Annotated in this window: 22 protein-coding genes; 7 read left to right on the forward strand and 15 right to left on the reverse strand. The window is 69.3% G+C overall.

The genetic code is table 11. From position 1 onward, the window contains the following. Nucleotides 1–79 precede the first annotated feature (79 nt). Genes hisS through hisG form a run of 3 tightly spaced genes read left to right on the forward strand, consistent with a single transcriptional unit; the run spans nucleotide 80 to nucleotide 3,314 of the window. Entirely contained in the window at nucleotides 80–1,552 is a 1,473-nt protein-coding gene (hisS, locus tag CEW88_RS13235; RefSeq protein ID WP_108967897.1) for a histidine--tRNA ligase, read from the forward strand. Beyond that, nucleotides 1,543–2,625, forward strand: a complete 1,083-nt coding sequence (locus CEW88_RS13240) for an ATP phosphoribosyltransferase regulatory subunit (RefSeq protein WP_108967899.1) — start codon at nucleotides 1,543–1,545, stop codon at nucleotides 2,623–2,625. Before hisS ends, CEW88_RS13240 begins: the two co-directional genes overlap by 10 nt. Further along, on the forward strand, nucleotides 2,622–3,314 hold the full coding sequence (gene hisG, locus CEW88_RS13245) for an ATP phosphoribosyltransferase (RefSeq protein WP_108967901.1): 693 nt from the start codon (nucleotides 2,622–2,624) through the stop codon (nucleotides 3,312–3,314). The genes CEW88_RS13240 and hisG overlap by 4 nt, the downstream gene beginning before the upstream one ends. A gap of 80 nt (nucleotides 3,315–3,394) precedes the next feature. On the opposite strand, the gene yghU is transcribed toward hisG, so the two are convergent. Next, complete coding sequence (yghU, locus tag CEW88_RS13250) at nucleotides 3,395–4,252, reverse strand: glutathione-dependent disulfide-bond oxidoreductase (RefSeq protein WP_108967903.1); 858 nt, start codon at nucleotides 4,250–4,252, stop codon at nucleotides 3,395–3,397. Between the two features lie 276 nt (nucleotides 4,253–4,528). Here yghU and CEW88_RS13255 point away from each other — a divergent pair, with 276 nt between their 5' ends. Both CEW88_RS13255 and pdeM read left to right on the forward strand, forming a co-directional pair. Next, a complete protein-coding gene (locus tag CEW88_RS13255; RefSeq protein ID WP_108969793.1) occupies nucleotides 4,529–6,943 on the forward strand; it encodes a ligase-associated DNA damage response DEXH box helicase in 2,415 nt (804 codons plus the stop codon). Nucleotides 6,944–7,073: 130 nt separating this feature from the next. Continuing rightward, a complete protein-coding gene (gene pdeM, locus CEW88_RS13260) occupies nucleotides 7,074–7,739 on the forward strand; it encodes a ligase-associated DNA damage response endonuclease PdeM (RefSeq protein ID WP_108967905.1) in 666 nt (221 codons plus the stop codon). Between the two features lie 36 nt (nucleotides 7,740–7,775). Here the strand turns inward: pdeM and folD are convergent, their stop codons facing one another. From folD to ybgC, 13 genes are all read right to left on the reverse strand, one after another. Beyond that, nucleotides 7,776–8,678 (reverse strand): bifunctional methylenetetrahydrofolate dehydrogenase/methenyltetrahydrofolate cyclohydrolase FolD, encoded by a 903-nt coding sequence (gene folD / locus CEW88_RS13265; protein ID WP_108967907.1) that lies wholly within the window; start codon nucleotides 8,676–8,678, stop codon nucleotides 7,776–7,778. 5 nt (nucleotides 8,679–8,683) lie between these two features. Further along, nucleotides 8,684–8,980 (reverse strand): chorismate mutase, encoded by a 297-nt coding sequence (locus CEW88_RS13270; protein ID WP_108967909.1) that lies wholly within the window; start codon nucleotides 8,978–8,980, stop codon nucleotides 8,684–8,686. Between the two features lie 176 nt (nucleotides 8,981–9,156). After that, nucleotides 9,157–10,839, reverse strand: a complete 1,683-nt coding sequence (locus CEW88_RS13275; RefSeq protein ID WP_108967910.1) for a formate--tetrahydrofolate ligase — start codon at nucleotides 10,837–10,839, stop codon at nucleotides 9,157–9,159. Nucleotides 10,840–10,917: 78 nt separating this feature from the next. Beyond that, complete coding sequence (locus CEW88_RS13280) at nucleotides 10,918–11,517, reverse strand: MOSC domain-containing protein (protein ID WP_108967912.1); 600 nt, start codon at nucleotides 11,515–11,517, stop codon at nucleotides 10,918–10,920. Between the two features lie 175 nt (nucleotides 11,518–11,692). After that, on the reverse strand, nucleotides 11,693–13,606 hold the full coding sequence (gene ftsH / locus CEW88_RS13285; protein WP_108967914.1) for an ATP-dependent zinc metalloprotease FtsH: 1,914 nt from the start codon (nucleotides 13,604–13,606) through the stop codon (nucleotides 11,693–11,695). A 92-nt stretch (nucleotides 13,607–13,698) separates the two neighbouring features. Further along, on the reverse strand, nucleotides 13,699–15,006 hold the full coding sequence (gene tilS / locus CEW88_RS13290; protein ID WP_108969795.1) for a tRNA lysidine(34) synthetase TilS: 1,308 nt from the start codon (nucleotides 15,004–15,006) through the stop codon (nucleotides 13,699–13,701). Between the two features lie 20 nt (nucleotides 15,007–15,026). Further along, entirely contained in the window at nucleotides 15,027–15,866 is an 840-nt protein-coding gene (ybgF, locus tag CEW88_RS13295) for a tol-pal system protein YbgF (RefSeq protein WP_108967916.1), read from the reverse strand. A gap of 10 nt (nucleotides 15,867–15,876) precedes the next feature. After that, nucleotides 15,877–16,413, reverse strand: a complete 537-nt coding sequence (gene pal, locus CEW88_RS13300) for a peptidoglycan-associated lipoprotein Pal (protein ID WP_108967918.1) — start codon at nucleotides 16,411–16,413, stop codon at nucleotides 15,877–15,879. Nucleotides 16,414–16,579: 166 nt separating this feature from the next. Further along, entirely contained in the window at nucleotides 16,580–17,908 is a 1,329-nt protein-coding gene (tolB, locus tag CEW88_RS13305) for a Tol-Pal system beta propeller repeat protein TolB (protein ID WP_108967920.1), read from the reverse strand. A gap of 140 nt (nucleotides 17,909–18,048) precedes the next feature. Beyond that, the gene (locus CEW88_RS13310; protein ID WP_108967922.1) at nucleotides 18,049–19,281 is read right to left on the reverse strand and encodes a cell envelope biogenesis protein TolA; all 1,233 of its coding nucleotides are present in this window, start codon (nucleotides 19,279–19,281) and stop codon (nucleotides 18,049–18,051) included. Between the two features lie 10 nt (nucleotides 19,282–19,291). Then, entirely contained in the window at nucleotides 19,292–19,786 is a 495-nt protein-coding gene (gene tolR / locus CEW88_RS13315) for a protein TolR (protein ID WP_108967924.1), read from the reverse strand. 3 nt (nucleotides 19,787–19,789) lie between these two features. Then, on the reverse strand, nucleotides 19,790–20,485 hold the full coding sequence (gene tolQ / locus CEW88_RS13320; protein WP_108967926.1) for a protein TolQ: 696 nt from the start codon (nucleotides 20,483–20,485) through the stop codon (nucleotides 19,790–19,792). A 299-nt stretch (nucleotides 20,486–20,784) separates the two neighbouring features. Next, on the reverse strand, nucleotides 20,785–21,174 hold the full coding sequence (ybgC, locus tag CEW88_RS13325; protein WP_108967928.1) for a tol-pal system-associated acyl-CoA thioesterase: 390 nt from the start codon (nucleotides 21,172–21,174) through the stop codon (nucleotides 20,785–20,787). Between the two features lie 130 nt (nucleotides 21,175–21,304). On the opposite strand from ybgC, the gene CEW88_RS13330 reads away from it, so the two are divergent. Then, nucleotides 21,305–22,492, forward strand: coding sequence for an APC family permease (locus tag CEW88_RS13330; protein ID WP_108967930.1), 1,188 nt, complete (start codon nucleotides 21,305–21,307; stop codon nucleotides 22,490–22,492). Between the two features lie 29 nt (nucleotides 22,493–22,521). Here CEW88_RS13330 and CEW88_RS13335 read toward each other — a convergent pair whose 3' ends face one another. Next, nucleotides 22,522–22,824, reverse strand: coding sequence for an HNH endonuclease (locus tag CEW88_RS13335; protein ID WP_108967931.1), 303 nt, complete (start codon nucleotides 22,822–22,824; stop codon nucleotides 22,522–22,524). A gap of 109 nt (nucleotides 22,825–22,933) precedes the next feature. Here CEW88_RS13335 and CEW88_RS13340 point away from each other — a divergent pair, with 109 nt between their 5' ends. Next, nucleotides 22,934–24,124, forward strand: coding sequence for a TIGR03862 family flavoprotein (locus tag CEW88_RS13340; protein ID WP_108967933.1), 1,191 nt, complete (start codon nucleotides 22,934–22,936; stop codon nucleotides 24,122–24,124). Nucleotides 24,125–24,210 lie beyond the last annotated feature (86 nt).

Here is a 24,210-nt window from a genome sequence, read left to right on the forward strand (position 1 = left end):
CGATGCCAAGGCCTTTGCTTGCTCCTTGGTAGCCAAGCGGCTATGGGATGCGCGCAATCTGGACAGCCGGAGCGAGGCCATGGCCAAGGAAAAGAAAGCCCCCCGACCCCGGGCACAAACGCCCAAGGGGTTCCGCGACTATTTCGGCACGGAAGTGACCGAACGTGCGCATATGCTGCATACCATCGCCGGGGTCTATCATCGCTACGGCTTCGAGGCGCTGGAAAGCTCCGCCGTGGAGACCGTCGAGGCGCTTGGCAAGTTCCTTCCGGACGTGGACCGTCCGAACGAAGGTGTCTTTGCCTGGGAAGACGATGACGACGGCTGGGTGGCGCTGCGCTACGACCTGACCGCGCCGCTGGCGCGGGTCTATGCCCAGCACCGCAACGACCTGCCGACCCCCTATCGGCGCTATGCTATGGGGCCGGTCTGGCGCAACGAAAAGCCCGGCCCGGGCCGCTTCCGCCAGTTCTACCAGTGCGATGCGGATACCGTAGGCGCGCCCTCGGTGGCCGCCGACGCCGAGATCTGCGCGATGCTGTCGGACACGCTCGAAGAGGTCGGCATCCCGCGTGGCGACTATCTGGTGCGGGTCAACAACCGCAAGGTGCTGAACGGCGTGCTCGAGACCATGGGCCTGTCCGATGATGCCCAGCAACAGGCGGTTCTGCGCACCATCGACAAGTTCGACAAGGTCGGCGAGAGCGGCGTGCGCGAGCTCTTGGGCAAGGGACGTCTCGACGCCTCGGGCGCCTATATCGACGGCGTGGGCCTGTCCGACGATCAGGCGGCGCCGGTGCTGGCCTTCCTGACCTCGAAAGGGGCCGATGCGGGCGCGACGCTGGCCAACCTGCGCGCCGCCATCGGCGGCTCAGCAGTGGGTGCCGAGGGCGTGGACGAGCTTGAACAGATCGCCACCCTGCTCGACGCGGGCGGATATGGCTCCAGCCGCATCGAGATCGACCCTTCGGTGGTGCGCGGCCTCGGCTATTACACCGGCCCGGTGTTCGAGGCCGAGCTGACCTTCGAGATCCTCGACGAGAAAGGCCGCAAGCGGCAGTTCGGCTCGGTCTCGGGCGGCGGGCGCTACGACGATCTGGTCAAGCGCTTCACCGGCCAGTCGGTGCCCGCGACCGGCGTGTCGATCGGTGTCGACCGGCTGCTCGCCGCGCTGCGCGCCAAGGGCCGCATCGGCGGCGCGGCGCAGGGCCCGGTGGTGGTCACCGTGATGGATAAGGCGCGCATGGCCGACTATCAGGCGATGGTCGCCGAGCTGCGCAACGCCGGCATCCGCGCCGAGGTCTACCTCGGCAACCCGAAGAACTTCGGCAACCAGCTCAAGTACGCCGACAAGCGCGAGTCTCCCGTGGCCGTCATCGAGGGCGGTGACGAGAAGGAGCGCGGCGTGGTGCAGATCAAGGATCTCGTCCTCGGCGCCAAGCTGGCGCAGAACGCCAGCCTTGAAGAGTGGAAGGAGCGCCCCTCGCAATACGAGGTGCCACGCGACCAGCTGGTCGCCAAGGTGCGTGAGATCCTGAGCCAATGGGCGTGAGTTTCGCCGCCGAGAAGGCCGAGGCGGAACGGCTGAGGGCGGTCTTTGCCGAGGCCGGGGCGCAGCCGCTCGACTGCGCGATCATGCAGTCGGCGGAGACGCTGCTGGACCTTTACGGCGAGGACATCCGTGCCCGCGCCTATGTCACCCACGACCCGTCGCGCGGCGAGATGATGCTGCGTCCCGACTTCACCGTGCCGGTGGTCGAGATGCATATGTCCGACGGTGCCGAGCCCGCCCGCTACACTTATGCCGGTGAGGTCTTCCGCCGCCAGGAAGAGCACCCCGAGCGCCCCTCGGAATACTATCAGGTGGGCTACGAGGTGTTCGACCGGGGCGACCAGGCGCAGCTCGACGCCGAGGTCTTCGGTCTCTTTGCCGAGGTGCTGAAACCGGTGAACCTGCGCCCGGTGACCGGGGATATCGGCATCCTGACCGCCGCCGTCGCGGGACTGCGGACGTCGCAGGAGCGCCGCGACGCGCTCTTGCGCCACATCTGGCGCCCGCGCCGCTTCCGCGCCCTGCTCGACCGCTTCTCTGGGAAGACGCCGGTGCCCGCCCCGCGCGCCGCCATGCTGGCGCAGGACGACCCGATGGCCAAGGCCGGGCGGGTGATCGGCCTGCGCTCCGAGCGCGAGATCGAGGCGCGCATCGCCGCCCTGCGCGCCGATGCCGCCGAGCCGCCCCTGTCCCGCGCCCAGGTGGACATGATCGACGCCGTCCTGGCGGTGCGCGAAACCTGCTCGTTCGCGCTGGAGCACCTGCGCGACATCGCCGTGGACATGCCCGCCCTGCTGCCCGCGCTCGAGACCTTCGAGCGCCGTTGCGAGGCACTCGCGGCGCGCGGCGTCGACGTGGCGGAACTGGACTTCGAAGCCAGCTATGGCCGCAGCTCGATGGAATATTACGACGGCTTCGCCTTCGGCTTCGTCTGCGAGAGCCGCCCGGACCTTCCCCCCATCGCCACCGGCGGGCGCTACGATGCGCTGACCCGGCGGCTCGGCGGCGGGCAGGAGATCCCCGCCGTCGGCGGCGTGATCCGCCCGGGCATCCTTCTGGAGGTGGCGAAATGACCATCAAGCTCGGTGTGCCCTCCAAGGGCCGTCTGATGGAGAAGACCTTCGACTGGTTCGGCGCGCGCGGCGTCACGCTCTCTCGCACCGGATCGGACCGCGAATATGCGGGCGCGGTCGAGGGCGTGGAAGGCGTGTCGCTGGTGCTGCTGTCGGCGGGAGAAATCCCGCGCGAGCTGGCGTCGGGGCGCATCCATCTCGGCGTCACCGGCACCGACCTCATCCGCGAGAAGCTGGTGCAATGGGACCAGAAGGTCGAGCCGCTGGCCGAGCTGGGCTTTGGGCAGGCCGACCTCATCGTCGCCGTGCCCGCCGCCTGGGTGGATGTGGACACGCTCGACGATCTCGACGGGGCCGCCGCCGCCTTCCGCGCGCGCCACGGCTTCCGCATGCGCATCGCGACCAAATATCACCGGCTGGTGCGCGACTACCTGCGCATGGGGGGGGTGGCCGACTACCAGCTCGTGGACAGCCAGGGCGCGACCGAGGGCACCGTGAAGAACCTCACCGCCGAGGCGATCGCCGACATCACCTCGACCGGCGAGACGCTGCGCGCCAACCACCTCAAGGTGCTGTCCGAGGAGCCGGTGCTGCGCAGCCAGGCGACGCTCTTCCGCTCGCGGGCGGCAAAGATGAACGATGCCGACCGCGAGGCGCTTCGGGTGCTCTGCGAGATGCTGCACGTCTGATCAAGAAGAGGCCCCCGCCAATGCGGGGGCCTCTTCTCTTCGAAGGGAGGTGCAACGCCCTTGGGACGTAGCCACCCCGCTCACGCTTCCAGCTTGTCCTGCGTGCGGGTCTCGAAATCCGACGCGTCGTGGCGCTCGTGCAGCTGCTCTTCGAGCGGGCCGGTGGCCTTGTTGACCATGCGCCCGCGCTTCACCGCCGGGCGCGCGTCGATCTCCTTGGCCCACCGCTGGACGTTCTCGTAGCTTGCCACGTCGAGGAACTCGGCGGCCTCGTAGGCGCGGCCGAGCGCGAGGTTGCCGTACCAGCACCAGATCGCGATATCGGCGATGGTATAGTCGTCGCCGGTCATGAACTTGCGGTCCGCCAGGTTGCGGTCCAGCACGTCGAGCTGGCGCTTTGCTTCCATAGCGAAGCGGTTGATCGGATATTCCATCTTCTCGGGGGCATAGGCGTAGAAATGCCCGAAGCCGCCGCCGAGATAGGGCGCGCTGCCCATCTGCCAGAACAGCCAGCTCAGCATCTCGGCCCGATCCTCGGGCTTGCCGAGGAAGGCGCCGAACTTCTCGGCGAGGTGCAGCAGGATGGCGCCGGACTCGAAGACGCGCACGGGTTTCTCGCCCGAGCGGTCGAGCAGCGCCGGGATCTTCGAGTTGGGGTTCACGTCCACGAAGCCCGAGCCGAACTGGTCGCCGTCTCCGATCTTGATCAGCCAGGCGTCGTATTCGGCGTCATGGCCGGCGGCGAGCAGCTCCTCGAACATCACCCCGACCTTCTGGCCGTTGGGCGTGGCGAGGCTGTAGAGCTGGAACGGATGCTTGCCGACCGGCAGCTCCTTGTCATGGGTGGCCCCGGCGATGGGGCGGTTGATCGAGGCGAACTGGCCGCCGCTCTCGGCGTCCCATGTCCAGACCTTGGGGGGGGTGTATTCGGCAGTCATGAGAGGGCTCCATTGTCTGATTGCGCCGAACGGTAGCGGTTTGCGTCCGAAAGGCCAGAGCCAGCCCTGTGCGTGGCGGCACATGGGGGTGTGAGGCAGTGGGGTGCGAGGCGGTCGCCATGCGACCCCCGGCAGCGGTTCTGGTCCTGCCGCGGCGGGGGATTGCGGAGTTTGCCCGCGCCCGCGCCCGGCGCGTTTTCCCGCGGGATATTCCCCCCCACAAGAAAGCACATGCGGCGCGCTTTTCCTTGGCCGGCGCGCGCCTATCTTGGGGGGATGTCCGCCTTGCCCGCTTCCCTCGACCAATGGTTCTCCGCGCGTGGCTGGAGCCTGCACCCGCACCAGCGCGCCATGCTGGCGCGCGCCGGTGCGCCGGCGCTGCTGCTCATCGCGCCCACTGGCGGCGGCAAGACGCTGGCCGGCTTCCTGCCGACGCTGGCCGAGCTGACCGAGGCGCCGAGGGCCGGGCTCCACACGCTCTACGTCTCGCCGCTGAAGGCGCTTGCGGCGGACATCCGGCGCAACCTGCTCATCCCCATCGAGGAGGCGGGCCTGCCGATCCGCGTCGAGGACCGCACTGGCGACACCTCGTCCTCGCGCAAGCGGCGGCAGCGGGCCGACCCGCCGCATATCCTGCTGACCACGCCCGAGAGCCTTGCGCTGCTGACCTCCTACGAGGATGCGCCGCGCATCTTCGCGGGGCTGCAAAGGGTGGTGGTCGACGAGATCCACGCTCTCGCCGAAAGCAAGCGCGGCGATCAGCTGATGCTGGCGCTGGCACGGCTGCAGACGCTTTGCCAGGGGCTGCGGCGGGTCGGGCTCTCGGCGACGGTGGAGGATCCGCAGGCCATCGCCCGGCTGCTGGCCCGGCACCCGGACCCCTGCGAGATCCTCGAGGCCGACCCGGGGCCGGAGCCGGATATCTCGATGCTCGAAACCGAGGCCGCGCCGCCCTGGTCCGGCGGCGGCGCGGCCTATGCGATCCCGGCGGTGCTGGAGCAGGTGAAGCGGCACCGCACCACGCTGATCTTCCACAACACCCGGGCGCAGGCCGAGATCTTCTTTCACAAGCTCTGGCTGGCCAATGAGGACGCGCTGCCGATCGGCATCCACCACGGCTCGCTCGACCGCGGCCAGCGCGAGAAGGTTGAGGCCGCCATGGTGCGCGGCGATCTGCGCGCCATCGTCTGCACCGGCTCGCTCGATCTCGGCATCGACTGGGGCGATGTCGACCTGGTGATCCAGATCGGCGCGCCGAAGAACGTAAAACGCCTTGTGCAGCGCATCGGCCGGGCCAACCACCGATACAACGCGCCCTCCAAGGCGCTGCTGGTGCCCGCCAACCGCTTCGAGGTGGTGGAATGCCTCGCGGCGCTCGAGGCGGTTCGGGCGCGCGATCTTGATGGCGAGAGCCGGGGCCCCGGCCCGCGCGACGTGCTCTGCCAGCATATCCTCATCGCCGCCTGCGCCGGGCCGTTCGAGGCGGAGGCGCTTTACGCCGAGATGACCACGGCAGGGGCCTATGCCGGGCTGAGCCAGGCCGAGTTCGACGATTGCCTGCAGTTCTGCGCCACCGGCGGCTACGCGCTGCGGGCCTATGACCAGTGGCAGCGGCTGAAACAGCGCGAGGACGGGCTCTGGCAGCTGCGCGATCCGCGTTCGGCGGCGCGCATCCGGCAGAACATCGGCACCATCCAGGACACCGATACGCTCAAGGTGCGCTACCGCGGGCGCGGCGGTGCGCCCCTCGGCGAGATCGAGGAGGGCTTTGCCGCACAGCTGACCCGTGGCGACACCTTCCTCATCGGCGGGCAGATCGTGCGCTACGAGGGGCTGCGCGAGATGGTGGTGCAGGTCAGCCGCGACGCCCACAGCAAGCCGAAGATCGCCACATTCATGGGCACCAAGTTCGCCACCTCCACCCAGCTTTCCGAGCGCATCCTGCGGATGTTCCAGCAGGAGGACTGGCCGGGCCTGCCGGAGCACACCGCCGATTGGCTGCGCCTGCAGCGCGAGGTCTCGCGCCTGCCCCAGCCCGGGCGGCTGCTGATCGAGAGCTTTGCGCATGACGGGCGCGAGCAGCTGGTGGTCTACGGCTTTGCCGGGCGCAACGCGATGCAGACCCTGGGCCTTCTGCTGACCAAGCGGATGGAGGAGGAAGGGCTGGCGCCCATGGGCTTCGTCGCCACCGATTACGCCGTGCTGATCTGGGGACTCGATGCGGTGATCGACCCGGGCCCGCTTTTCGATCTCGCGGCGCTGGAGGCGGGGCTTGAGGGCTGGCTGGCGGGCAACGCGGTGATGAAGCGGACCTTCCGGGCGTCGGCCACCATCGCCGGGCTCATCGAGCGCAACATCGGCGGCCAGCGCAAGACCGGGAAGCAGGCGACGATGTCCTCGGACATCCTTTACGATACGCTGGTGAAATACGACCCCGGGCACCTTTTGCTGCAAATCACCCGCGAAGAGGCCATGCGCGGGCTGGTGGATTTCGCCCGCATCCGCGAGATGTGCCAGCGGGTCGAGGGGCGGATCGATCTTGTCCGGCTCGAGCGGCTCTCGCCGCTCTCGGCGCCGCTCTTCCTCGAGCCGGGCCGGGTGCCAATCCGCGGCAGCGCCGAGGCGCGGCTGCTGGAAGAGCAAGTCGGGGCGCTCCTTCGCGAGGCGGGGCTGGCGCAGATCGGCGCATGACAGGCTATGTCGCGCGCGGGGTTTGGCGGGCAAGGCGGCACAGAGGCGCCTTGGCCCCCGGCCGCAGAGCGGTCTCCCCCGGGGTATTTGGGCCTAGAAGCAGGGCGCGGGCTCTGGCATTGCAGCCCGCATGACACGCGTGAAGATCGATTTTTGCGGGGCGGCGCTGGAGGCGCTCGGATCCGGGGCGCTGTTCTGGCCTGCCGAGCGGCTGTTGGTGGTTTCGGACCTGCACCTTGGCAAGTCGGCCCGTCTGGCAGCGCAGGGCGGCGCGCTTCTGCCGCCTTACGAGGGGCGCGAGACGCTGCTGCGGCTGGAGCGCGACCTCGAGGCCACCGGCGCGCGGCGCATGGTCTGCCTCGGCGACAGTTTCGACGCGGCGGGGATCGACCTCCTGCTCCCCGAGGAGGAGCGGCTGTGGATCGCCCGGCTGCAGGCCGGGCGCGACTGGATGTGGATCGAGGGCAACCACGACCCGGGCCCGGTGTCGCTCGGCGGTGCGCATCTGGCCGAGCTCGATCTGGGCGGGCTGGTGCTGCGGCACATCGCCGAGCCGGGCGCGCGCGGCGAGATCTCGGGGCATTACCACCCCAAGGCGCGGCTGGTGCTGCGCGGCGGGCGGGTGGTCTCGCGGGCCTGCTTCCTTGTTGATGGGGCGCGGCTGCTGATGCCGGCCTATGGCGCCTATACCGGCGGGCTGCGCACCGACAGCGTGGTGCTGGCCGGGCTGATGGAGCCGGGTGCGCGGTCAATTCTCACCGGCGAGGTGCCGCTGGCGATCCCGATGCCGCGCTGAGGGTGCCGGGCGGGGTGCCGCCCGGCGCTATCATGCTCAGGCCGTCAGCCCTTCGGGCTCGGCAAGGCCATTGGCGCGGCAGCACGCCGTCACCGTGTTGGCCAGCAGGCAGGCAATGGTCATCGGGCCGACGCCGCCCGGCACTGGGGTGATCGCCCCCGCGACCTCTGCGGCAGAGGCGAACTCCACGTCACCGACCAGCCGGTGCTTGCCCTCGCCCTTTTCCGGCGCGGGGATGCGGTTGATGCCCACGTCGATCACCGTCGCGCCCGGCTTCACCCAATCGCCGGGGATCATCTCGGGGCGGCCCACGGCGGCGACGAGAATGTCGGCGCGGCGGCAGACCTCGGCCAGATCCTTGGTGCGCGAATGCGCGATGGTCACCGTGCAGCTGTCGCCGAGCAGCAGCTGTGCCATCGGCTTGCCGACGATGTTCGAGCGGCCCACCACCACGGCATTCAGCCCCGACAGCGCGCCGAGGTGGTCGCGCAGCATCATCAGGCATCCGAGCGGCGTGCAGGGCACCATGCTCTTCTGCCCGGTGCCCAGGAGCCCGACGTTGGAGATGTGGAAGCCGTCGACGTCCTTGGCCGGGTCGATGGAATTGATCACCAGGTCGGAGTTCAGGTGCCCCGGCAGCGGCAGCTGCACGAGGATGCCATGCACGGCGGGGTCGTTGTTGAGCCGGTCGATCAGCGCCAGCAGGTCCGCTTCGGAGGTCTCGGCGGGCAGCTTGTGCTCGAAGCTGTTCATCCCCGCCTCGAGCGTCTGCTTGCCCTTGTTGCGAACGTAGACTTCCGAGGCCGGGTCCTCGCCCACCAGCACCACGGCGAGACCCGGGGTGATGCCGTGCTCGTCCTTCAGCCGGGTCACATGGGCGGCGACCTGCGTCCGCACCTTTTCGGCAAAGGCCTTGCCGTCGATGATCGTTGCGCTCATGCGCCTCACTCCTGTCCCAGTACCGTTTCTTCGCGGCGGATCGACCAGTCCACCAACGCGCGCCAGAGCGTCTCGCTCAGCTCGGGGTCGATCCCCTCGGCCTCGGCGTTGCGCCGGGCGTTGGCGATGACCTCGTCGACGCGGGCCTCGATCCGGGCGGGCAGGCCCGCGCCGGTCTTGATCTCGGCGGCACGGTCGATGAGGCTCTGGCGGTGCGCCAGCAGCGCCGTCAGCGCCTTGTCGGTGGCATCGATCTCGGCGCGCAGCGCCGTCATGTCGCCAAGGGTTGCGGGATCGCGCATGGGTGTCTCCTTGCAGGCTGACCGTGGACCGCTGCGCCCCCTATGCCGCGATGCGGCGCGATGATCAACGCACCAGTGCGGCAAAGCCCAGTACAAAGACGACACTCGGCGCGCGGATCGGAAACCGCGGGCACCTTCCGGAGACGGCGCCCGCGCTCGCGGCGGGGAAGCCGGCCTCAGAACAGCCCCTCGACCTCTCCGGCGTCGTTGAGACGGATGGTCTCGGCCGCGGGGACCCGCGGCAGTCCGGGCATGGTCATGATGTCGCCGCAGATCGCCACGACGAACCCTGCCCCGGCCGAGAGCCGCACCTCGCGCACCGGCACCATGTGGCCCGTCGGGGCGCCGAGCTTCTTGGGGTCGGTCGAGAAGGAATATTGGGTCTTGGCCATGCAGACCGGCAAGCTGCCAAAGCCCTGCTCTTCCCAGTCGGCAAGCTGCGCGAGGATGCGCGGATCGGCGGTCACCTCCTCGGCGTGGTAGATGCGCTTGGCGACGGTCTCGATCTTTTCCCAGAGCGGCATCTCGTCGGGGTAGATCGGTGCAAATTGCGCGGCATCTCCGTCGGCAATATGCGCGACGCGCTCGGCGAGCTTGGTGATGCCCTTCGAGCCCTCGGCCCAGTGGCGGCAGAGATGCGCCTCGGCGCCGCGGGCCTCGGCATAGGCCTTGACCGCGGCCACCTCGGCCTCGCTGTCGCCGGCGAAATGGTTGATCGCCACCACCACCGGCACGCCGAACTGGCGCAGGTTCTCGATGTGGCGGCCAAGGTTGGCGCAGCCCTTCTTCACCGCGGCCACATCCTCGGCGCCAAGGTCGGCGCGGGCCACGCCACCGTTCATCTTCAGCGCCCGCACCGTCGCCACCAGCACCACGCAATCAGGGTGCAGCCCCGCCTTGCGGCACTTGATGTCGAAGAACTTCTCGGCCCCGAGATCGGCGCCGAAACCTGCCTCGGTCACCACGTAATCGGCAAGGCTCAGCGCGGTCTTTGTGGCCATGACCGAGTTGCAGCCATGGGCGATATTGGCAAACGGCCCGCCGTGCACGAAGGCCGGGGTGTGCTCGAGCGTCTGCACCAGGTTCGGCTGCAGCGCATCCTTGAGCAGAACGGTCATCGCGCCGTCGGCCTTGAGGTCGCGCGCGTGCACCGGGGTCTTGTCGCGGCGATAGGCGACGATCATGTCGCCGAGCCGCTGCTGAAGGTCGGCGAGGTCATCGGCGAGGCAGAGGCAGGCCATCACCTCGGAGGCCACGGTGATGTCGAAGCCGCCCTGCCGCGGGAAGCCGTTCGGCACGCCGCCAAGACCCGTCACCACGTCGCGCAGCGCGCGGTCGTTGACGTCGAGCACCCGCCGCCAGACGATGCGCCTCAGGTCGATGTCGAGCGCGTTGCCCCAGTGGATGTGGTTGTCGATCATCGCCGACAGCAGGTTGTGCGCGGCGGTGATCGCGTGGAAGTCGCCGGTGAAGTGAAGGTTCATCTCCTCCATCGGCACCACCTGCGCGTGGCCGCCGCCCGCCGCCCCGCCCTTCATCCCGAAGTTCGGCCCGAGTGAGGCCTCGCGGATGCAGATCGCCGCCTTCTTGCCAATCGCCGCCAGCCCGTCGCCAAGGCCGACGGTGGTGGTGGTCTTGCCCTCGCCCGCTGGGGTCGGGTTGATCGCGGTGACGAGGATCAGCCGGCCCTGCTTGCGGCCCTTGAGCCCGGCGATGAAGCTCGCGGAGACTTTCGCCTTGTCATGGCCGTAAGGGATGAGGTCCGTACCGGTGATGCCGAGTTTCTCGCCGATCTCCTGGATCGGGCGCTTCTCGGCGGCGCGGGCGATTTCGATGTCGGTGGTCATCTTGCTGCTCATGGGCGGGGGCCTCCTTCCCGTCTGATCGTCTGCCGCCCTCCATAGCCGCTCGCCGCGCGCCGGTCACGCGCGAAGCGCTCAGCCCTTGCGGACGGCCTTGAGGTGTGCCCAGACGCGCTGGTCGGGGATGTGCAGCCGCATCTCGTCGCCAAGCGCCAGCCGTCCCGGGCGCTCGACCCAGGCGGTGACGCCGCGCCTGCCCTTGGCCGCGGCCTTGAAGGCCTTGCCGTGGCCTTCGTGCTCTGCCTCGATCTCGCGGGCGGGCAGGTTGCAGGGGCGGTTCTGCATGTCGATGATCAGCGTCACCCCATCCGGCCCCTGCAGCCGCGACGAGGGTGGCAGGTGGCTGAAATCGGGAATCCCCTCGAGCACCAGCGTCGCCCCGGCGAGCTGCGGGTCGAGCTCGTCCAGCTTCACACGCTCGGCGATCTCGGCCAGTTCCTCGGCGGACATCAGGCACATCTGGCGGACGTTGGCGATCTCGGTGCCGCGCTTGTGCTGCGAGGTCACTCGCGAGCAGGACGGCCGCGTGCGCCCGGCGTGGCGCTCGCCTTCCGGCCCGCCCCAGCCGATCTCCAGCGACTCGACCGCCCGCGAACGGATGTCGTCTCCCTCCGGCGGGACCTGCCCCAGCCAGGTGATGCGGGCGGAGAACTCGGTGGGGATGAGCGCGGGCATGAGAGGATCCTTGAACGACTGATACGGCGCTTAGTTGGGCCACAGATGCCCGGCGAGGTCGAGAGGAGATCCGCGCCGATCGCCTTTCAAATGGCCGAAGGCCAGCGCCCGGCAAAAGAAAGACCCCGGGGCCGTTTCGGGCTCCGGGGTCTGCATCTTTTCAAGATCGAGGCGCTCAGGCCGAAGGCTCGGGCTCAAGGCCGCCCTCGTCGGCGGGCTTGGGCTTGGGCTTGGTCTTGGGGATCGCGGTCAGGCTCGGCGTATCGTCGGCGTCATCGTCGTCGCCGTCCGAGGCGTTCGGCGGCTCGCCCTTCATCACGCGCTTGATCTCGTCGCCGGTCAGCGTCTCATATTCGAGCAGCCCCTGCGCCAGGCGCTCCCATTCCTCGTTGTTGTCGGTGAGGATCTGGTAGGCGCGCTCATAGGCGGTCTGGATAAAGGTACGGACCTCTTCCTCGATCAGCTCCTTGGTGTGCGCCGAGACCGACAGGCCCGCGGTGTTGCCCTGATATCCCTCATGCGCTTCGGAGTAGTCGATGTTGCCGATCTTGTCCGACATGCCCCAGCGCAGCACCATCGCGCGCGCCAACGCCGAGGCCTGCTGGATGTCGCCCGCCGGGCCGTTCGACACGTTGGGCTCGCCGTACTTGATGATCTCGGCCGCCTTGCCCGCCATGGTCATCGCGAGCTTTTCCTCGCATTCCGACTTGTGCCAGTTCAGACGGTCGATCTCGGGCAGCGAGACCACCATGCCGAGCGCACCACCGCGCGGGATGATTGTCGCCTTGTAGACCGGATCGCACTGCGGCAGCATCAAGCCAACGACGGCGTGACCGGCCTCGTGGTAGGCGGTCTTTTCCTTCTGCTCGGCGGTCAGGACCATCGATCGGCGCTCGGCGCCCATCATGACCTTGTCCTTGGCGTTCTCGAAGTCTTCCATGGTCACGAAGCGGCGGCCAACGCGGGCGGCCATCAGCGCCGCCTCGTTCACGAGGTTCGCCAGATCCGCGCCCGAGAATCCGGGGGTGCCGCGCGCGATGATGCGCAGGTCGACATCCGGGCCGAGCGGGGTCTTGCGGGCGTGCACGCCGAGGATCTTCTCGCGGCCCTTGATGTCGGGGTTGCCGACCATGACCTGACGGTCGAAGCGTCCCGGACGCAGCAGCGCGGGGTCGAGCACGTCGCGGCGGTTGGTGGCGGCGATGATGATCACGCCCTCGTTCGCCTCGAAACCGTCCATCTCGACCAGCAGCTGGTTGAGGGTCTGCTCGCGCTCGTCGTTGCCGCCGCCATAGCCCGAGCCACGGTTGCGGCCGACCGCATCGATCTCGTCGATGAAGACGATGCAGGGCGCGTTCTTCTTGGCCTGCTCGAACATGTCGCGCACGCGGGACGCACCGACACCGACGAACATCTCGACGAAGTCCGAGCCCGAGATTGTGAAGAAGGGCACGCCCGCCTCGCCCGCGATGGCGCGTGCCAGCAGCGTCTTACCGGTGCCCGGAGGGCCCACCAGCAGCGCCCCCTTGGGGATCTTGCCGCCGAGGCGCGAGAACTTCTGCGGGTTGCGCAGGAATTCCACGATCTCCTCGAGCTCTTCCTTGGCCTCGTCGATGCCCGCCACGTCGTCGAAGGTGACGCGGCCGTGCTTTTCGGTCAGCAGCTTGGCCTTGGACTTGCCGAAGCCCATGGCCCCGCCCTTTCCGCCGCCCTGCATGCGGTTCATGAAATAGATCCACACACCGATCAGCAGCAGGAAGGGCAGAAGGCTGAGCAGGAAGGCCTGGAAGCCGGATTGCTGCTGCGCCTCGGCCCGGACGGTGACACCCTTGTCGATCAGCGTGTCGGTGACCTGGGCATCCTCGGGCTTGACGGTCACGTAGTCCTGACCGTCATTGCCGCGATAGCGGATCTGCTCGCCGTCGATGGTGACGGAGCTGACGGATTGCGAATCCACCGCCTCCATGAAGTCCGAGTAGCTGATTTCCCGGCTCTGCAGCGTGCTTCCGCCTCCGGAGAAGAGGTTGAAGAGCGCCAGAATCAACAGGAAAAGAACGACCCAGAAGGCGATATTTCGTGCGTTGCCCAAGGACGGCCTCCTAAAATGACGTATCTCGCGGACCTCTCGGTACCGCGATCTGTGCCTAACATAAGGGCTGTGCCAGCCGGTTCAATGCGATTTCACCCCGAAGCCGGGCCCGACCTCAGGAATACCGCGAAGTCAGAGGGCAAGCGCCCGAAGGGGCAGAGCTGGAAAACCGGGTCTTCTCCTGCAGGTTGCAACGCGTCGCAGGCGACCAGCCGGTCGCCCTCGAAAATTGCCGGGGCGCCGCGCGCGGCATGGAAAGGAACCGGCGGCTCGGCCTTTCTGTCACGCTGCGCCCAGCCGTCCTCGCCGAGCGCGCGTAGGGTGAGCCCCGCAGGAACGGCGCGCGCAAGGCGCCAGCGCCCGTCCCAGAGCGCGCCCGGCTGGGCCACGCACGACAGATCCTGCACCGCTGCGTACTCGCGGAAAAGGGCGATCTGCCCGCGCTCGATCCGCGCCTCGCAGCCGTGCAGCGTGCCCCCCCCGCCGCCGAGCAGCCGTTCGAGCAGCGCCTCCAGAGGCGCCTCGCGGGGCGGGTATTCCGCGCCGGACACGAACCGCAGCGCCGCCGACAGAAGCCGCAGCTGGGTGTCGCGCTCGATTGTCTGAAATGCGGTCTGATCGAAGATGAGGTCGCCGCAGCGCTGCAAAGGCACCTCGGACGAGATCTCGCCCCATACCTGTGCCGCCCGCGCCCGCAGCGCCTCTGAGGCGCGCGCCATGCGGGTGGCGGCCGCGGCGAGATCGGCGCCGGTCAGCGACCCCGCGGCCTCGAGCCGGGCCACCAGCTTGCGGGCCCGCACCCGCTCATAGCCCTCGTCATCGTTGGATGGATCATCGACCCATTGGCCCTGCAGCACCCGCAGGTAATGGCGCAGCTCGGCCCGGCGCATGGTCAGACAGGGTCGGACGACACGCATCGGTGTGCCCTCCCCGAGCTGCACCTCGCGCAGCGGCCGCATCGCCGACAGCCCCTCGACCCCGGCGCCGCGCGACAGGCGCATGACAAAGCTTTCCGCAACGTCATCGGCGGTATGGGCAAGCAGGACGTCGCGGGTTTCGCCCCGCCAGCCGTCGATGAGGGAAAGCCGGGCCCGGCGGGCGGCATCCATCAGGTTGCCTTGCCCGTCCCAGTGCCAGCGCAGGGTCTGGTGCTCCCAGCCGAGTTCGGCGCAGGTCTCGGCGACCATCTCCGCCTCGGCGGCGGCCTCGGGGCGCAGCCCATGGTCAACCGTCACCACCCGCAGCCGCACGCCCCAGACATGGGTCCAATTGTGCGCCAGCGTCAGCATCGCCATGCTGTCGCCCCCGCCGGAGACGGCGAGGGCAATGCTCTCGGGGAAATCCGGGCCGAGCGCCGCGCCCATGGCCTCGGCGAAACGCTGGTCGAGCGAGGCGCTCACCGGGATGCCGCCCGTCGGCCTCACTGGCAGCCGAGGCGACCCATCTCCTCCGCCGCCTTCGCCACCTCTTCGGTGCCCGGGTAGCGGGTTGCGACCTCGCCCAGGGTCACGCAGGCTTCGGTGGTGCTGCCCAGCTCGCCAAGCGCCGTGCCGAGCTGCCAGAGCGCCGCAGGGGCGACCTCGCTCTCGGGGTAGTTGGCATAGGCCCCAAGGAAGCGGCGCGCCGCCTCGCGGGTGTCGCCCGCCTTTTTCAGCGCCTGCCCCTCGGCCAGGAAGCTCGCCGCCTCTAGCGGAGAGCCCGGGTAGGTCTGGCGGAAGGCCGCAAACTTTTCCGCGGCGGATTGAAAGTCACCATTGGCGAGCGCCTCCTGCGCCCGCCGGAAGTCCGTCTCTTCGCCGACGGCAAGCTGCGCACCGCCCGCGAGGGGCGTTTCAGCGGTCTGCGCCGGGGTAGGCGCGGGCGCGGGCGTGCCGCCCGTTGCGGGTTGCTGCCCGCCGAGCGGCTTGGTCTGGCCGATGGCGCCGATGTCGCAGCCCGGCTCCATCTCGCAGATGCGGAACTCCAGATCGCCGATGCGGTTGGTGCCATCCGCCACGACGCTGTCGATGCGGTGGCCCAATTCCTCGGTTTTGGCGGTCACCCGCGACAGCTCGGCCTCGATCGCGTTGACGCGGTCGAGCGTGCTGGCGGGCACGTTCATCGAGCCGATGCCGGTGGTGTTGAGCTCTTGCTTGAGCTTCAGAAGTTCACCGTTCAACAGCGCGAGGTCCTGGCGGAGGTCCGCCAGGGTCTCGGTTTGCTGGGCCTGCGCGCCGGACGCGATCAGGCCCAGGCACAGGGCGATGCCGGTCAGACGCATCCGCCCGGCCTCAGCTCGTCATGCCCATGGAGATCACCGTCACCGCGCGACGGTTCTTGGCGTAGCACGCTTCCTGCGAGCAGACCTCGATCGGGCGTTCCTTGCCATAGGAGATCTGGCGCAGGCGGCTCGAAGCGACGCCCTTGGAGATCAGGTATTCCATCACCGCGTTGGCGCGGCGTGCGCCGAGCGCGATGTTGTACTCGCGGGTGCCCTGCTCGTCGGCGTGTCCTTCGATCACCGCGAGGTAATCGGAGTTGGTCATCAGCCATTGCGCCTGCGCGTCCAGCGTCGCCTGCGCGTCGGCGGAAAGCGTCGACTGGTCGACGGCAAAGAGAACGCGGTCGCCGATCGCCTGGTTGAAATAGGCGGGCGACCGCGGGTCGCTGGCGGAGCCGTCGAGGTAGCCGCCGTTCACGCCGCTGCCATTGCCGTAGCCTGCGCCGCCGGCACCGGTGCCATCGCCCGCGCCGAAGCGGTCCGGGTTGGTACAGGCGGCAAGGCCAAGGCCGGCCACCAGCATCAGAACCTTCGGAAGATATGTCATTGGATCACTGTCCTGCTCGTGTGTTTGCAGCAACGCTAGCACAGCGTGAAAGCCTTGGGAACGTGGCGCATTGAAGCCGAGATAACCCTTTTGAGAGGATTGTTTCCAAGGCAACAGGGCCAAGGAGCCCCGCCCCTTGGCCCGGCGTGCCCGCCCGGCTGTGCGTTTATTGCAGCGGGCCCCAGCTCGGGTCCGACGCGCCGTCCGGCGTGCGCACCCGCTTGAGGTTCCGCCCCGAGACATCGACCGTGTAGAGCGAGCTCGCCCCGGTGGCGCCCTGCGTCTCGCGCGCAAACATCAGCACGCGGCCATTCGGCGCCCAGGTCGGGCCCTCGTCGAGGAAGGAGGCGGTCAGCAGCCGCTCCTCCGAGCCGTCGGTGCGCATCACCCCGATATGGAAGCGGCCCGCGTTCTGCTTGGTGAAGGCGATGAGATCGCCGCGCGGCGACCAGACCGGCGTGCCGTAGCGGCCCTGGCCAAAGCTGATCCGCGTCGGCTCGCCGCCGCCCACCGGCATGACGTAGAGCTGCTGGCTGCCCGAGCGGTCGCTCTCGAAGACGATCTTGCTGCCGTCAGGCGAGAAGCTGGCGCCGGTCTCGATCGAGGGCGCGGTGGTCAGCTGCCGGGTCTGGCCGGAGTTGATGTCCATCGCGTAGATGTCGGTGTTGGAGCCGCGGGTCATCGAGTAAAGCAGCTGCGAGCCGTCCGGCGAGAAGCGCGGCGCAAAGCTCATCACGCCATCGGTCGTCGGCAGCATGCGGCTCTGCACCGAGCCGACGTCGAGCACATGGATGCGCGGCTCGCCCGTCTCGTAGCTGGTATAAAGCACGCGGCTGCCGTTCGGCGAGAAACGCGGCGCGATGACGATGGAATTGCTCGAGGTGAGGAACTGCACGTTGGCGCCGTCGTAATCCATGACCGCGAGCCGCTTGGCGCGCTCGTCCTTGGGGCCGGTTTCCGAGACGTAGACCACGCGGCTGTCGAAATAGCCGCCCTCGCCGGTGATCCGCGAATAAACCTGGTCGGCGACCTTGTGGGCCAGCCGGCGCCAGCCGTCGGCGGTGGCCGAGAACTGCATCCCCTGCCCCAGCTCGGTGCCGGCGAAGACGTCCCAGACGCGGAACTTCGCGGTGAGCTTGCCCGCCCCGTCCGACGACACAGCGCCGGTGATCAGCGCCTGCGCGTTGATCGCCTTCCAGTCCGAGAACTGGATCGGGCTCGAGAAGTTCGACACGCGGGAAATATGCGCGTCGCGCGGGATCTCGCGGAAAAGGCCGGTGCCGGTCAAATCGTCGGCGATCACCCGGCTGATCTGCTGCGCGTATTGCGACGCGTCACCGCTTTCGGCGACGAAGTCAGGCACCGCATAGGGCAGCGGTTCGACCACGCCTTCGGTGATCTCGATGCGCAGCGGGCCATCCTGGGCCAGCGCCGGCGCGGCCAGCCCCGCCACTGCCAGCGCAGGTGCAAGGATGAGGGCCAGTAGTCTAGTCATGCTCGTGTTCTCCTTCCCGGTCGCGCCGACGCGCTTGTGTGCCGCAGGAATGACTGCCTCGGGGCCAACATAGCGCGGGGAGGTGCCCCGGACAAAGCGCCGCAACGCGCGGCCTGCGCAAATCCTTGCCTGAGGGGCGGTCACCGCAGCCTCATCTGCTCGGGGTTGAAGGTCATTTCGATGGTCTTCCACTGGTCGTACTTGTCCGCCGGAAGCGGGTAGCCGTCGGCCTGGCAGCGCAGGATCGCCCGGCGCGCGTTCTGGAAGGCGGTCTCTGCCGCCGAGACATCACCGCCGGACGAGCCGATCATCCGCAGCGAGGACGAGACGACCCGGCCACCGGGCTCCATGTCCATGCTGACGGTGACCGTCACGTTGGCGGCCTGGCTGCCGACGTCGACCACCCAGCACTTCTGCACCGCAACGCGCAGCGACTCGCGCTCGCCCTGCGTGAGCGGTGGCCCCGCGGGACCGCGTTCCTCGGCAGCACCGCCCGCAGCCAGCGCCTGCGCGATGGCATCGGCGACGGCATCCTCTGCGGGCTCCGGCGCGGCGGGCTCGGGCGTTTCGGTCTGCGCGGTCTCGGTCTTCGGTGTTTCAGCCGGTTTTTCGGCAGGAGTCTCCGCGGGTGTCGGCGCTTCCGGCTCGGGTTCCGGCTCGGGGCGCTGCGCGAGCTGGGTCGGACGGGTGAGCGGCCGGCGCGAGGCATCCGGCGCGAGGGTCGGCGCGGGCGGCGCGGGTTCCTCTGCGGCGGCGGGCTCCTCGGCCTCGGTGACGATCTCGGTCGCCACTTCCTCCGGCGCGGTCGCCTCCTGCTCTTCCTCGACCACCTCGGCGGCCTCCGACTCCGCCTCGGCGGCCTGCTGGACCTCCTCGGCGACGTTGGTGTCGGGCTCGGGCGGCGCGACGGGTTCCGGCGCGACGCGCGGCGCGGGGCGCGGCACCGGGCGCTCGGCGCGCTCGGGAGCGAGCACCGGCGGCGGAGCCGACGCTTCCGGGGTCGGCGGCGCCTCGGGCAGGGTGGTGTCGGGCGGCGTCACCGGCGTGGGCGGCGCGACGGGCTCGGGCATGGGTTCCGGCTCCGGCTCGGGCGTCGGCGCTGGGGGCTCGGGATTGGGCGCGGGCTCCGGCTCGGCGGGCTCCGGGCGCGCCGCGGGCCGTGCATCAGGCTCGGGCGCGGGCGGCGCGTCGATCTCCTGCGCCGTCTCGGGGGACTGCGCGGCACGGGTCAGCGCGGCGAACTCGGCTTCCGAGATCACCGTGACCGCCGAGGTTTCGACCTGCGGCGGATCGGGGCGGAACACGTTGCCGAAGATCGCCCAGAGGATCACGGCAAGGTGCAGACCGCCCGAGATATAGAGGTTCCTGCGCAAGGGCGCTCCCTCAGTTGCCGGCCGCGGGGGCCGTGCCGTCCAGCGCCGGGCCACCGGCGTCGGTCACAAGACCGATCGACGAAAAGCCGCCTCGGTTCAGCGCGCCCATGACCTTGGCGACGGTGTCATAGGGCACCGCGCCATCGGCGCGCAGGAAGATGCGGTCGTCGCTGCGCTCGGTGGCGATCGCCTGCAGGCGCGGCGTCAGCTCGTCCATCGGCACTTCTGTGGTCTGGATCATCACCATGCCATCGGCGGCGATGGTCACCGTCAGCGGTTCCTCAGCCTCGTTCGGCAGCGAGGAGGCTGCCGTCTTCGGCAGCTCTACCGGCACACCCACGGTCAGCAGCGGCGCCGCGACCATGAAGATGATCAGCAGCACCAGCATCACGTCCACCATCGGCGTGACGTTGATCTCGGCCATGGGTTGACCCCCGCCGCCGCCGCTGCGGCGACGCCGACGGCGGCCTCCGCCGCCTCCCTTTTTCATCACGCCCCCGGCCATGGATCAGGAATCCAGCTGGCGCGAGAGGATGGTCGAGAACTCGTCGGCAAACGCCTCGTAACCCGCGATAACGCGATCCGAGTCGGCCGAGAGCTTGTTGTAGAAGATCACCGCCGGAATCGCCGCGACCAGACCCAGTGCGGTGGCGAAGAGCGCCTCGGCGATGCCGGGGGCCACGACGACCAGCGAGGTGTCCTGCTGCTGCGCGATCTCGATGAAGGCGTGCATGATCCCCCAGACCGTGCCGAAAAGCCCGACGAAGGGCGCCGCCGAAGCGACCGTGGCCAGCACCGGCAGACCGCGCTGCAGATCCTCGGCCTCTTTCTGGATGGCAACATCCATCGAGCGGTCGATGCGCGCCGAGGCATTGGCGATCATGCCGCCATCCCCGCGATGCGAGCGCCGCCATTCGGTCATGCCAGCGGCAAAGACCCGCTGCGCCCGGCCGCGCGGCTCGGGGCCGATCTGGTCGAACAGCTCGTCCAGCGGCTCGCCGGACCAGAAGGCACGGTCAAAGACCGCGGCCTCGCGGCGCGCCTTGCGATAGGCGACGATCTTTTCAAAGATGATGGCCCAGGCCCAGACCGACGACAGGATCAGCATCAGCATCACCAGTTTGACGGTCAGCGTGGCGCGGGCGAAGAGCCCCCACATGGAGAAATCGATCTCCTGCGCGAGCGCGAGGGTATTTGCGTCCATAAGCCTGCTCTTCCTCATGGGCTATGAAATGGCCTCTGGTGCCGAGGCTCTGATTACCGGTCTGTGTAGCTGATTTGCAGGCGCATCTCCAACACATTGCCGTCATCCGCGCCGCGAGACCGGGGGAATCTTGCGGGAAGTCGCCCATTTCCGCAGGGGAAGGTGCGGGTTTCGCAGCGTCAACTCGCCGCGCTCGGCGCAAGGCACCTGTGCGGAGCGGCCCCGCCCCCATCCGCGCCCGCGCCCGCGCGCGCACTCGCCCGACTAAGTGCGCCTGGAAGAAAGTGCGGCTCCGGCGCTCAGTGCACCTGCTGGCGGATCGCGGCGGGCAGGCGCGCCGGGTGCCCCTCGGAGGTGATCGCCACCAGCGTCACCTCGGCGCGGAACAGCGGCTTGCCGTCGCGCACCACCTCCTGCGACAGACCCAGACGCACGCCGGAAACCGATTTCACCTCGGTGCGCACCAGCAGCTCCTCTTCGAAGCGCGCGGGACCGAGGTAGTCCGCCTCGATCCGGCGCACCACGAAGACCAGCCCCTCGGCGAGGCGCAGGGCGTTCTGGTCGATCCCGAGGCCGCGCACCCAGTCGGAGCGGGCGCGCTCGATGTACTTGAGATAGTTGGCGTGGTAGACGATCCCCGCCATGTCGGTGTCCTCGTAATAGACCTGCACCGGAAACTCGTGGGCCATGCGCCGCTCCTTGCTGGTTGCGGCGCGAGCCTAGTGCGCTGAGGGCGCGCCCGCAACCTGCCGCCGGCGCCTGGAACGCCCCCTGCCGTGACGCATTTCCTTTGGCGCCGCACGGGATTAACGTGCGGGCATGTTGACCTCCCTGATCCTCGGCGCTGCGCTCTGCACCGCACTCCTGCTGCTCTGGCCCCGTCTCTCCCGTGCCCGGCTTTGGCGTGCCACCGTCACCCCGCTCGCCTCGATCATCGGCAGCGGCTTTCTCGTGCTCGGCCCCATCCTCGAGAGCGCTTACGGCATCTGGGCGCCCGCCGTCATGGCGGCGCTCTGCCTCGGCGCCTGGCTCTTCGGCGCGGCGGTGCGCGTCAACATCGCGCGCCGCGCGCGCGGTCCACGCAGCCCCGCCGAGGAACGGCTGGAAAGCGGCGCCTCATGGGCGCTGGCCTTCGCCTACGTGATTTCGGTGGCCTACTACCTCAACCTGTTCGGTGCCTTCGGCACGCGTCTCACCCCCTGGAACGACCCGCTCCACGCCAAGCTTCTGACCTCCGCCATGTTCCTGCTGGTGCTGGGCGTCGGCTGGAGCCGCGGCTTCTCGGCGCTGGAGCGGATGGAGCAGATCGCCGTAGGGCTCAAGCTCGCGATCATTGCCGGGCTCCTGGCCGGGCTCGCCGCCTATTTCTGGGACAAGGCCGAGACCGGGGCGCTGCTCGCCAACCCGCCGACGCTGACCGGCTGGGCGGCGCTGACGCTGGGCTTCGGGCTGATCGTCACGGTGCAGGGCTTCGAGACCACGCGCTATCTCGGGGCCGAGTACACTGCCCCCACCCGCATCCGCGCGATGAAACTGGCGCAGGGGCTCTCGGCGCTGATCTACATGGCCTATATCGGGCTTATCGCCTATGTCTTCCCGCCCGGCACCGGCGACGCCAGCGAAACCGCGATCATCGGGCTGATGGGACTGGTGGCGCCGATCCTGCCGCTGATGCTGACCGGTGCGGCGCTGGCGGCGCAGTTCAGCGCCGCGGTGGCCGACACCGGCGGTGCCGGCGGGCTCGTCGAGGAGCTGACCCGCCGCCGCATCCGGGTGCGCTCGGCCTATGCGCTGCTGGTCGGGCTGGGGCTGGCGCTGACATGGACGCTGGACGTCTTCGAGATCATCGCCTTCGCCAGCCGGGCCTTCGCGCTCTACTACGCGCTGCAGGCAGGCATCGCGGCGCTGGGTGCCCGGGCCGAAGGACAAACCCTCCGGGCGCGGAGCTTCGAGGCGCTGGCGCTGCTGGGACTGGTGATCGCCGTCTTCGGCGCGCCAGTAGAATAGGGCCAGTGGAATAGGGCCGGGGCAGGCGCTCAGCGCTTTTTACGCCGCCCGCCCGAGCTGCGCGCATGGAAGGTCGGCGGGCGCTTGGCGACCCAGTCGAGAAACCCCGCCATGCGCGGATGCGCGCGCAGCGCCTCGGGGGTGTTGAACGCGCGCGCCAATTCGCCCTCGGTAAAGGTCGCGTGGATCTCGTTGTGGCAGATCTGGTGCAGCCGCACCACCGGCCCGCCCTTACCGCCCTTCAGCCTCGGGATCAGGTGATGCAGGCTCTGCTTGGCCTCCGGCGGGATCGGACGCAGGCAGAGCGGACAGATGGGATCGCTCTCCTCCATCCGTGCAACTTGCGCCCAGCGCCGCCGCGAGGCAAGACGGAGGGATGCGACACAGGACATCCCCGCCCCCACACAGCCCGCACGCGGGCACCCGTCCCGAGGCCGGCGCATGAGCGGCGCGCTGGTGATCGGCGGCGGCCCGGCGGGGCTGATGGCCGCCGACGCGCTGCTCTCGGCGGGGCACGCCGTGGTGCTAGCCGAGGCCAAGCCCTCGCTCGGGCGCAAGTTCCTGATGGCCGGCAAGTCGGGGCTGAACCTCACCAAGGCCGAACCGCTCGGGGAGTTCCTCGCACAATACGGCGCGGCCGCCCCTGCCCTGCACCCGATGCTCTCGGCCTTCCCGCCCGAGGAGGTGATGCATTGGGCCGAAGGGCTTGGGCAGTCGCTGTTCACCGGCTCCACCGGGCGGGTCTTCCCGCACGGGATGAAGGCCTCGCCGCTGCTGCGCGCCTGGCTGGCGCGGCTTGATGGCATGGGGCTCGAGCGGCACATGCGCTGGCGCTGGACCGGCTGGGATGACGACCACGCCGGGGCAGTGCTGATGGACACACCCGATGGCGCGTTGCGGCTGACCCCCGACGTCACCGTGCTGGCGCTTGGCGGGGCAAGCTGGGCGCGGCTCGGCTCGGACGGGCAATGGGCCGACATCTTTTCGGGCGCGGGCCTGCCGGTCACACCGTTCGCGCCGGCCAACGCCGGGCTCTGCGTGGATTGGTCGGCGCATATGAAGGCGCAGTTCGGCGCGCCGCTCAAGGGCGTGGCCTTTCATGCGGGCGATCTGGTCTCGCGCGGCGAGGCGGTGATCTCGGCGCGCGGGCTCGAGGGCGGCGGGCTCTACCCGCTGTCCCCGGCGCTGCGCGCGGGGGCCGCACTGACCGTGGACCTCTGCCCCGATGTCGAGCTGGCCACGCTCACCAAGCGCCTGTCCCGCCCGCGCGGCAAGCAGAGCCTGTCCAATCACCTGCGCAAGGTGGTGAGCCTCTCTCCTGCGGGCCGCGCCCTGCTGATGGAATGCGCCCGCCCCCTGCCCGAGGAGCCCGCCGCGCTGGCGGCCCTGCTGAAGGCGCTGCCTGTGCCGCACGCCGGCCTGCGCCCGATCGACGAGGCGATCTCGGTGGCCGGCGGCGTGCCCTTCGCGGCGCTCGACGCGGGGCTGATGCTGAAGGATCGCCCGGGGGTCTTCGTGGCAGGCGAGATGCTTGACTGGGAGGCGCCGACCGGGGGCTACCTGCTGACCGGCTGCCTTGCGACCGGGCTCTGGGCCGGGCGGGCAGCGGCCGAGAGGCTGAACAGGGGCTGACCAAGCCCTGAGGCCCGCAACGGGCACCCCGAAGATGCAAAAGGCGCCGCCCCTTTCGGAGCGGCGCCCTTCTTCAGCTCACGCGG

This window comes from Alloyangia pacifica (genome assembly GCF_003111685.1).
Classification (GTDB): domain Bacteria; phylum Pseudomonadota; class Alphaproteobacteria; order Rhodobacterales; family Rhodobacteraceae; genus Salipiger; species Salipiger pacificus_A.